Origin of the sequence: Streptomyces bohaiensis, from assembly GCF_012033785.1 — a bacterium.
In the GTDB taxonomy this organism is placed as follows: Bacteria; Actinomycetota; Actinomycetes; order Streptomycetales; family Streptomycetaceae; genus Streptomyces; species Streptomyces bohaiensis.
Map to the genome: position 1 here is coordinate 1 of NZ_JAAVJC010000377.1, position 3,509 is coordinate 3,509.

Here is a 3,509-nt window from a genome sequence, read left to right on the forward strand (position 1 = left end):
CGCCCCGGCCCCCGGCGCTCCGCGTCCTGCGGCGCGCCCGTCGCGGGGTCGGCCACGCTCGGACCGGGGGTGGCCGCCCCGGTGCCCCGGCCCGCACGCTCCTCCAGCGCCCGGCGCGTGTACCCGGTCGGCTCGTCCTCCGGCGCCTGGTCGGGATGGCGCGCGCGCCAGTACGGGTTGTCGCGCGGCAGCCGGCCCGCCACCCGGCCGTACATGCCGAACATCAGCAGCAGCAGTCCCGCGACGAAACTGAACAGCACGTTCTGGATGCGGAAGTTGAGGACGTTGAGCCCGGTCTCCAGCACCGCCAGGTTGATGAAACCGCTGACGAGGAACAGCGCACCCACCACGATGTTGAGCGTGGAGGCGAAGTTCCCCCCGCGCAGCGCCCCGGAGAACAGCACCACCCCGAAGAAGATCGACACCAGGCTCAGTGCGCCGTTGGTGTTGAGCCCCAGCACCGAGCTGTCCTCGGTGGTGAACACGCCGAGCCGCCGGACCAGCCCGAGCACCCCGAACACCACCAGCCCCGTCCCGATCACCCCGGCGCCGACCCGGTAGACGGTGCTCAGCCGGTGGTCGACCGGCAACTCCTCGTTGAACTGGGCGCCGGTGCGACGCAGCAGGGTCTGCACCGTGCCGCGGCGCGCGTGTCGGGGGCCGTGCACGGCCGGGGTCGTCGACATGTCCGGGACCTCCTCGGGCGAGCGGACGAAACCGCCCGCACTCCCAGAATCCCGGCACTGCCGCGACCTCTCAACCGCAGCAGCCGCCGCCGCAGCAGCCGCCCCCACCGGACGGCGCCGGCGCGGGAGCCGCGGCGGCGCCCCCGGCCGAGCCGCGGGAGCCGCCCCCGAGCGCCACCGTGGACAGCAGCTTCACGGAGTCGGTGTGCCCCTGCGGGCAGGTCGCCGGATCACCCGACCGGGCCATCGGACGGGACATCTCGAACTGGTCGCCGCAGCCGCGGCAGCGGTACTCGTAACGGGGCATGGCGGCAGCCTACTGCCCGCTCCGCCACCGCCCCCGGGCGCTGCCCGCCCCCCCCCCGGCGCCGCCCCCGCACCCCGGGCGGCGCCCGGCGGCCTCACAGCCCGTGGCGCAGCTTCTCCACCACGGCGCCGACCATCTCCCGCACCGCCTGCATCTCGACCAGGAACAGCCAGTAGTCCGGGTTGCGGCCGCCGCCCTCCAACGCGGCCACCGCCCGGTCCAGCCGCTCCACCGCCCGGTCCAGCGGCTCGGCGTGCCGCGGCTCCGGGACGCTGCGTCCGGCCATCGCCATCCGCTGCCCGTCGCGGACCGCGAACCGGGTCCGCTCGATCTCCTTGCTCGGATCGAACGACACCTCGTTCAACTGCCGCAGCCGCTCCCCGGCGGCCGACACCGCGGTGTCCGTCCGCGCCAGCAGTTCCTGGGTCTCCGTCAGCCGTGCGCCGACGTCCTCCCACCGCTGCTCGTCGCGGGCACGCTGCGCCTCCGCCAGGGTCCGCTCGGCCCGGCGCACCGAGTCCGCCGCCTGCTCCGGTACCCGCTGCAGGTCCTGCCAGCAGGCGGCGGAGAACCGCCGCCGCAGCTCGGACAGGATCGGGTCGACCTTCTCGGCCCGGGTGGCGATGGCCTGCGCCCGGGTCCGCAGCGAGGTCAGCCGCCGGTCCGTCTCCGCCGCCCGCTGCGGCAGCCGCTCCGCCTGCGCCGTGATGGCGTCGGCCCGCCCGCGCACGTCCTCCGCCCGGCGGACGGTCGGCTGCACACCGTGCCGGGCCGCACCCTCGTTGAGCAGCCGCAGCTCCGGCCCCAGCTGGGCCAGGGAGAGCGCGAGCTCGTCGGCGTCGAGCCGCGCGGCCCGCACCGCGTCCAGCGCCTGCGTGGCGGCCAGCAGCGACCGCTTGGCGGCCTCCACCGCGGGCGCCACCTGGCGCAACTGGTTCTCGGCCTTCTCCAGCAGCGGCCCCAACCCGTGGCCGAACCGCTCCAGGTCGACCTTGGCCTGCACCAGCAGGTCCCGCATCCGGCCGAAGTCGTGCCGGGCCCGCGAGGAGGTCGACGCGTCCAGCTGCGGATCGTCGAGGTCGTACGCGTCCACCAGCTGGATGTACTCGTGACTGACCTGGTCGATGCGGTGGCCGAACTCGGTGAAGTCGACGCCGACCCGGGCCGCCTGCTGCGAGTCGTCCGAGGCGGTGATGGTCTCCACGGTGATCCGCAGGTCGCGCTGGGCGCTGTCCAGGTCGTAGAACGCCTCGGCCGCGGCGTCACGCGCCTGCTGGGCCTCCAGCCGCAGCTCCTCGGCCCGGGCACGCCCCCAACGGCGGGTGCCGCCGCCCGTGAAGGCGCCGGGGGCGGTGAGGACGGCGACCGCCAGTAGCGGCAACGGCAGAACGACTCGCAGTGCCAACTCCGTTGCGGTGCCTCTCACCCTCACGTGGTCCCTCTCCCCGCCGGTCCGGTGCGCCACCGCCCATTGTCCCATCCCGCCCCCAGGGCACCGCAGGGGCGGGCGGCGGGGATCTCCGGGACCGGCGGCCGCGGGCTACGCCTCGCCCTCGGCGGCCCCGCCGCCCGCGGGGACCCCGCGCAGCGTGATCTCGCCATCGTGGGTCCGCACCCCGACACGGTGCTCCTCTCCGCCGGTCTCGACGTCGACGTCGAGCGGCCCCTGGTGGGTCTCGGTCTCCACCCGGTAGGCGGCGTCCTCCGGCAGCTCCAGCCGCACCGCGCCGTTGTGCGTTTTCGCCTCCAGCAGCCGCGGCGGCTCGGCGGTCGCCAGCGTGATCGCGCCGTCGTGGGACTCCAACCGGATCTCCTCGGCCGTCACGTCGGAGCCCGTGATCGCCCCGTTGTGGCTGCGGAGGGTCAGCGTCCCGGAGACGTCCGAGACGTCGATGGGCCCGTCGAGGGTGGTCAGCTCCAGTGCGCCCGCCAGGCCGGTGGCGGTGACCGTGCCGTTGTGGCCCTCCAGTCGCACCGGCAGGTCGGCGGGGACCGCGATCTCGTGGCGGCGGGCGCAGACCGGCCGGCCCTCCTCGCCGCAGTCCTCGCGCAGCGTCAGGTGCCGGCCGTCGCTGTCGACGTCCCAGAGATCGCTCCCCGCGACGTCGCCGTCGTCGCCGCGGCCGTACCGGCCCTCCCCGTCCCCGTCACCGTCCGGCTCGGGCCGGCCGCTGACGCGGACCTGGCCGTCGAGGGAGTCGTCGACCACCAGGTGGACGTCGCCGTCGTGGGCGTCTATCCGGAGCCCCTCGCGGTCCACCGCGAACGTGCTGCGCCCCTCCTGCCACGGCGGGGCCGCCGCCGACTCGCTGCCGGAACAGGAGGAGACGGCGAGCCCCACCAGCAGGAACCCGCCGACGGCGAACATCAGACGGGGGGCGGTGCGGCTGGCGGGGGCGGCCATGCGACTCTCCTGCGGGCCTCGGCCGCCGCGCGGCCCGCGCGGGGGCTCGGCAGGGCGGCGGCGGTACGGACGGAACGGCGGGCGGCCGCGACGGCCGCCGGTCCCGGAGATC

The 3,509-nt window shown here is 75.7% G+C and carries 4 protein-coding genes; all 4 read right to left on the reverse strand.

The genetic code is table 11. The annotated features are described in order from the left end of the window. The coding region (locus HCN52_RS22830; protein WP_168090327.1) for a DUF4383 domain-containing protein at positions 1-686 on the reverse strand (686 nt) is incomplete at its 3' end. A 70-nt stretch (positions 687-756) separates the two neighbouring features. Continuing rightward, the gene (locus tag HCN52_RS22835) at positions 757-993 is read right to left on the reverse strand and encodes an FmdB family zinc ribbon protein (RefSeq protein ID WP_168090328.1); all 237 of its coding nucleotides are present in this window, start codon (positions 991-993) and stop codon (positions 757-759) included. Positions 994-1,087: 94 nt separating this feature from the next. Then, positions 1,088-2,425 (reverse strand): coiled-coil domain-containing protein, encoded by a 1,338-nt coding sequence (locus HCN52_RS22840; protein ID WP_168090329.1) that lies wholly within the window; start codon positions 2,423-2,425, stop codon positions 1,088-1,090. Positions 2,426-2,533: 108 nt separating this feature from the next. Then, positions 2,534-3,397: a DUF4097 family beta strand repeat-containing protein gene (locus HCN52_RS22845; protein WP_168090330.1), complete on the reverse strand. Its 864-nt coding sequence runs from the start codon at positions 3,395-3,397 to the stop codon at positions 2,534-2,536. Between the last annotated feature and the right edge of the window lie 112 nt (positions 3,398-3,509).